Genomic DNA, 5806 nt, shown 5'->3' on the forward strand with positions numbered 1-5806 from the left:
GCGCCGCGCCAAGTTGCTCGGCGCCAAGATCACCGTCGACTCCCCGTCCGGCGGGGGAACCCGCATCAATCTCAACCTAAAACCCCGCAAGCGCTTGCTGCGTTTCATCAACAAGGAACTCCCATGAAAAAAAACATCCGCGTCATGGTCGTTGAGGATCATCCCGAATACCGCGAAGTCCTGGAGATCGCCCTGAGGAAAGAGCCCGACATGGAAATCGTCGGGGAATTCGGGACCACCGAACGGGCCCTCCGCAGCCTGCAGGACATGTCGACCCGCCAGGTTCCGGACATCATTCTGCTGGACCTGAACCTGCCGGGCATGTCCGGCATCGAAGCGATCCCGTTCTTCGCGAACACCATCCCCGACGCCCGCATCATTATTCTCACGCAGTCCAACCAGGAGGCCGACGTCCTGACCGCCATGAGCCTCGGGGCCGCCGGATACCTCCTGAAATCCTCGACCGTCGCCAAAATCACGGACGGCATTCGGAGCGTCATGGCGGGCGGAGCCCCCATCGATGCCAACGTGGCCAAATATATCCTGGCCACCTTGAAAAACACGATGAGCGAAAAGAGCGACACCCCCTCGCTCTCCGATCGGGAAATGGAAATCCTGACCCTGCTGGCAAAGGGGCTCTCCAAAAAAGAGATTGCCGACCAGCTGGGCATCGGCGTCAGCACCGTCGTTACCCACGTCAGCCGCGTCTACGAGAAGCTCAACGTCGTCAACGCTCCATCGGCGATCGACAAAGCCCACAATCTCGGCCTCTTCAGATCCCACCGCTAGTCCCCCAGCCGAGGAAATTTCCATGAAACCAACGTCGCGCATTCCGATCTATCTCTCCGCCTTCGCCTGCCCGGGACTCGGGCAACTGGTCCAGCGGCGCTGGCTGGCGGGCGGACTCTTTCTGATGGGCTTCCTGTTGGGGTTTTGCTGGGTCATGTCCATTGCACTCCGGAACATCCGCGCCTACTACGGCATGTTGACCGACTGGAACACCGACCCCGAAATCATCCCGCCTTCGGCCTTCATCCTCCCGCTTCTGCTGGTGGGCGCGTTCTATTTCGCCAACCTGATCGACGTGTTCACCGGCCAGCGCAGGCAAATTCGCGCGGAACTGGACGCCGAGTTCCGCAAGGAATTTCCGGCATGACTCCACCCCTTCGGCAAGCCTATGGCCTGCTGCTCGCCCGGTTCGGTCCGCAGCATTGGTGGCCCGCGCAAACGCGGCTCGAAATGATGCTCGGCGCCATCCTCACCCAAAATACCTCGTGGACCAATGTGGCCAAGGCGATTGCCCATCTCCGCCGGAACCACGCGCTGCAATTCGACGCGCTTGAACGTGCGACCCAAGAGCAGATTGCGGAATGGATTCGACCGGCGGGCTATTTCAACCAGAAATCGGGCTACATCAAGAACATGGTCGGAACCATCCGGGAGCGGTTCGGCGGATCGCTCAACACCCTGTTTGCGCTCGACACCCCCGCCCTGCGCAAGGAACTGCTCTCCTGGAAAGGCGTCGGCCCCGAGACGGCGGATTCGATCCTGCTCTACGCGGCGAAGCGGCCGGCTTTCGTGGTGGATGCCTACACCAAACGGGTCGGCTCGCGCCACGGATGGATCGGCGAAAAGGCAACCTACGACGAGGTGGCCCGCCTCTTCACCGACCACCTGCCGGGCGACGTTGCGCTGTTCAACGAATACCACGCGCTGATCGTCCGCCTCTGCAAAGAGCACTGCAACACCCAGCCCAAATGCGCCGGCTGCCCGCTGGAGCCCCTGCTACCGAAGCCGCCCCGCTGAATGCGGTTCTAAGAACCGCCGCGCCTTTTCCGCGCGACCGATCCCCGTCAGCGCTTGAGGGGAACGAAGAGCAGGTCCATCTCCTTCTTTCCGGTTTCGGGATTGTTTTCGTAGCGGAAGAGGCGCCAGAACAGGGAGCATTTGAAATAGCCGCTGTCATAGCGGTCGACCGTGATGCCGGGAAAGACGTCGGTGGAGGAATCGCCGTTGAGTTTTTCGTAGTGCCAAAGCCGCCAAAGCACGCGGCGGCGGAGGTAGTCGTGCCCCGGCTGTTGCTCGCGGCGCGTGTCGTATAGCGCCAACAGGAGCGACGAGGTGTTTTCCCGTTTATCTTTTTCGAGATCGTCGCGGACCTTGCTTGCATAGAGCGGCCAGAACCCCTTGCCGATCCGGCGGCGTTTCAATTCGCCGGCCTCGCCCTCCGGCGTCTTTTCGAAGACGCGGTCGTCGTGGTGCCGGCCGAGCAGCAGATAGTCCCAGTGTTTCCGCCGCGTGATATCGGCGTCCTCCTTGCGCATGCTGGTCCACGCCCATTCGCGGAAGCGGTAGATGCCCCAGAACCGATGCCGCCGCGAATCGTGATCCTTCGCATACGTTCCCAGCAATAGATAGCGACCATCGACGTCGCCGTCGGCCTCGACGCGGTGGCGATAGGCGGGCCAAATCCAGCTCCCCGACTTGTCGCCGGCATAGCTTCCGGCCAGCGGCGTGAAATAGTATTCCATCTTATCGTTGTGGCCGTATAGCGCCGTATAGAAATAGTCGTTGCGCTGCCACGTATAGAACGGGAGGAGCCGGCTCTTCGTCGTTTCCCCGGCGCGGGTTTCCGACAACCAGAGCCCGAGCAGGCCAAACTTAAGCCTGTAATCCTCGCCCGTCCGCCATCCGCTCAGCAGGATCGGAAACTCGTACTGCTGGTTATCCCCGACCGGCCGCGTGGCGTAGAGCAGCGATTCGAAGCGCTTCTTTTCCGGCGCGGAATAGTAGAGCGGAAAAACATGGTGGGAGCGGCCTTCGGGCCCCCACTGCCGCCCGGCGAGCTTCGCGAGCCAAACGGTTTCCCCCGACTCCGCATCGGACCGTCCGCCGCTCAAAATGGGCAATGCGACCCAGCGTTTTTCGTCGCCGTCGCGCCAGGCCCCGCCGAGCAGGGTCATGAAGTGCGCGTCCTTGGTGCGGTCGAAATAGACGGCGGGAACATAGCACGACCACGCCTCCGAACCATCAGCAAGTTTCTTGCGGGCATACAGCGGCGTGACCGCAACGGAGCTGTTGGTCGACCAGCCGCCGTAGAAGAACGGGAACGACGCATTCCAGCCCGTTCCGTCCGCCCGATGTTCCGACCACCAGGGAAGACTATAGAAACGCTCCGTGTCCGCTGTGCGCTCCGAATAGTAGAACGGCAACACGTGGTGGGAGCGGGAATCCGCCGTCGATGCCGACCGCACGATTCCGGCCGCATAGCGGTTGTCCTTCATGCCCGGCGCATTCTTTCCCCAGGATACGAGCGGGATCGCGCCCCAGGTGTTGGTGGCCCCCACCCAGCCGCGATACCGCAGCGGCAGGGCGAGCTCCCAGCTTTTCGCGCCGGGCTCGCGCGCGATCTTGCGCGAATAGGGCAGCGAGTAGAAGGCGGTATGGGTGGAGTTGGATGCGTAGCCGTAGAACGGAAAGAAGCCGTGTCCGCGGTCGCCGTCCCCTTCGAAGGCGTAGGCCAACGACGCCAGCCACCAACGGTTTTGGTCGTCCAAGCGGTTGTTCGTTCCGTAGAACGGCCACAGGCGCCAGCCTTGGTGGTGGGCGTGGTCATAGCGCGCGTAGAGCGGCCAAAAGACGTGCGCGGTGCTTCCCGAACCGCTGTTCCGATAGATCCAGAGCGGGAAGAGCGAATCGTAGCCCCTCCCCGACAACGGATGGCCCTTGTGCCAATAGAGCGGGAACGCGGCGAAATAATCGTTGCCCCAATAGACCGGAAACACGCGGTGGTCCCCGCTCTTCGTATCGAACCGCGCAAGCGGCCAAACCACGTTGTGCACGGGCGTCTCGGAAGAGCGGCCATAAACCGAATAGAGCGGCCGAACCGCCAGATGATCCGGGCTGAACTCCATGATCGGCCACAGCACCGACAACGCGGGATCGCGATAGTAGAGCAGCGGCCAGAGGTTCACCCGATCCGCGGCCGGGCCCTCCCGCCGGTCATATTCCCCCGTGTAGAACGGCGTGCCCTTCATCGAAGTCGTCGCGCATCCCGAAAGAAACGCCGCAACCAACACCCCCAGCATCCACGCTCTCATACTGCCCCCAATTCCGCACTCGGCCGCAAAGCCGTAGCCGGGGTCGCCAAACCCATTCGCCCATGCCCGTGCGCGGCATGGGCATCCTCGGCTACGCCGCGTCGCGAACCAGCGCCCTAATCCAGCACCACTTCCTGTTCGTATTCGGGGATGATGCAGTTCCAGCCGGTTTTTTCGGTAAGGAATTTACCGAAGGCCTCGGCCTGCGATTCTTCGCCGTGGGTGATGAAAACCTTGCGCGGCGCCTCTTTGAGGGAGGAGATCCATTGGTAGAGTTCGTTTTGGTCGGCGTGGGCCGAGAAGCCGGAAATGCGCTCGATCCGCGCCCGGACCGTGTGCTCCTCGCCGAAGAGGCGGACGGTTTCCGGCTTGTCGAGGATGATGCGCCCCAAGGTGCCGAAAGCCTGGTAGCCGACGAACAAAATGGTGCTTTCGGGCCGTCCGATGTTGTTCTTGAGGTGGTGCTTGATGCGCCCGCCGGTACACATGCCGGACCCGGCAATAATGATCGCCGTACCCTTGATGTGGTTGATCGACTTGGATTGGTCGACCGTGGTCGACATGGTCAGGCCCGGGAAGTCGCAGGGCTTGTCGCCCGCCCGCAGCTGCGCCATCGTTTCTTCATCGAAAAGTTCCGGATGCTTCTTGAACACCTCGGTGATCTTGATGGCCATCGGGCTGTCGACAAAGGCCAGCAGATGCGGAATGCGGTCTTCCCTCAGCAGGCCATTGAGGTGGTACAGCAACTCCTGCGTGCGTTCCAGCGCGAAACTGGGGATGACAATGTTGCCGCCCGCCTGATGGGTCTCGTTGATGACGCGGGCCAACTCCGTGGGGATATCGGCCACTTCGCCGTGCACGCGGTCGCCGTAGGTGGATTCGATCAGCACATAGTCGGCGTGCTCGAACTGGAAGGGATCGCGCATGATCGGCAGGTCCCAACGGCCAACGTCGCCGGAAAAGACGATGGAACGCGACTCGCCGCCCTGCTCCACCACGACCCGGATGGAGGACGAACCAAAGACGTGCCCGGCTTCGCGGAACTCGGCGGTGACGCCCTCTCCGATCACGATGGGGGCGTTATACCGGACCTTGCTGAACATGGCGTTGACCTTCTCGGCATCCTGCATCGTGTAGAGCGGTTCATACGGGAAGGGGCTGGTTTTGCCCTGCCGCTCATGGCGCATCTTCTTGTGCTTGATGTCTTCTTCCTGGATGTGCGCGGAATCCAGCATGATGATGTTCGCGATTTCCGCCGTGGCCGCGGTCGCGAAAACGGTTCCCTTGAACCCCTCCTTCACGAGCTTGGGCAGGCGGCCGCAGTGGTCGAGGTGCGCATGGGTCAGCAAGACGGCATCGATGCTCTCGGCCGGAACGGGAAAGTCGTCCCAGTTGCGTTGCTTGAGATCGCGTTCCTGATAGAGGCCGCAATCGACCAGCAGCCGGATACCATTCGTTTCAAGCAGGTAGCAGGATCCTGTAACGTTCTTTGCCGCGCCGAAAAATTTTAGTTTGATATCCATTCCTGCTCCTGTGTTGTCGCATCTGCGATGGGTTATTCCAGATCAGCCCGGTCGACCACATCCGTGCGGCAAACCGAAACAAAGTCATTATACGTCTCGATCAGCGGATCGACAGCGAAATCTCCATCTTTCAGCCGCCGCAGGTTGTTGCCCAAGGTGGAGAGGAACCCCTCGACCATGCCC

5 protein-coding genes are annotated in these 5806 nt (G+C 61.5%); 3 read left to right on the forward strand and 2 right to left on the reverse strand.

The window, feature by feature from the left end:
• Positions 1-123: 123 nt before the first annotated feature.
• The 3 genes from ABYO54_RS13085 to ABYO54_RS13095 are packed head-to-tail and all read left to right on the forward strand — an operon-like array spanning position 124 to position 1806.
• Positions 124-789 carry a response regulator gene (locus tag ABYO54_RS13085; protein WP_372808694.1) on the forward strand — a complete coding sequence of 222 codons (666 nt, stop codon included), beginning with the start codon at positions 124-126 and terminating at the stop codon, positions 787-789.
• Between the two features lie 22 nt (positions 790-811).
• A complete protein-coding gene (locus tag ABYO54_RS13090; RefSeq protein WP_372808695.1) occupies positions 812-1156 on the forward strand; it encodes a hypothetical protein in 345 nt (114 codons plus the stop codon).
• On the forward strand, positions 1153-1806 hold the full coding sequence (locus ABYO54_RS13095) for an endonuclease III domain-containing protein (protein WP_372808696.1): 654 nt from the start codon (positions 1153-1155) through the stop codon (positions 1804-1806). The genes ABYO54_RS13090 and ABYO54_RS13095 overlap by 4 nt, the downstream gene beginning before the upstream one ends.
• 47 nt (positions 1807-1853) lie before the next feature.
• Here ABYO54_RS13095 and ABYO54_RS13100 read toward each other — a convergent pair whose 3' ends face one another.
• On the reverse strand, positions 1854-4100 hold the full coding sequence (locus ABYO54_RS13100) for a hypothetical protein (protein ID WP_372808697.1): 2247 nt from the start codon (positions 4098-4100) through the stop codon (positions 1854-1856).
• 116 nt (positions 4101-4216) lie between these two features.
• Positions 4217-5623 (reverse strand): MBL fold metallo-hydrolase RNA specificity domain-containing protein, encoded by a 1407-nt coding sequence (locus tag ABYO54_RS13105; RefSeq protein WP_372808698.1) that lies wholly within the window; start codon positions 5621-5623, stop codon positions 4217-4219.
• Positions 5624-5806: the final 183 nt, after the last annotated feature.

This window comes from Pontiella sp., from assembly GCF_041622395.1.
GTDB lineage: Bacteria > Verrucomicrobiota > Kiritimatiellia > Kiritimatiellales > Pontiellaceae > Pontiella.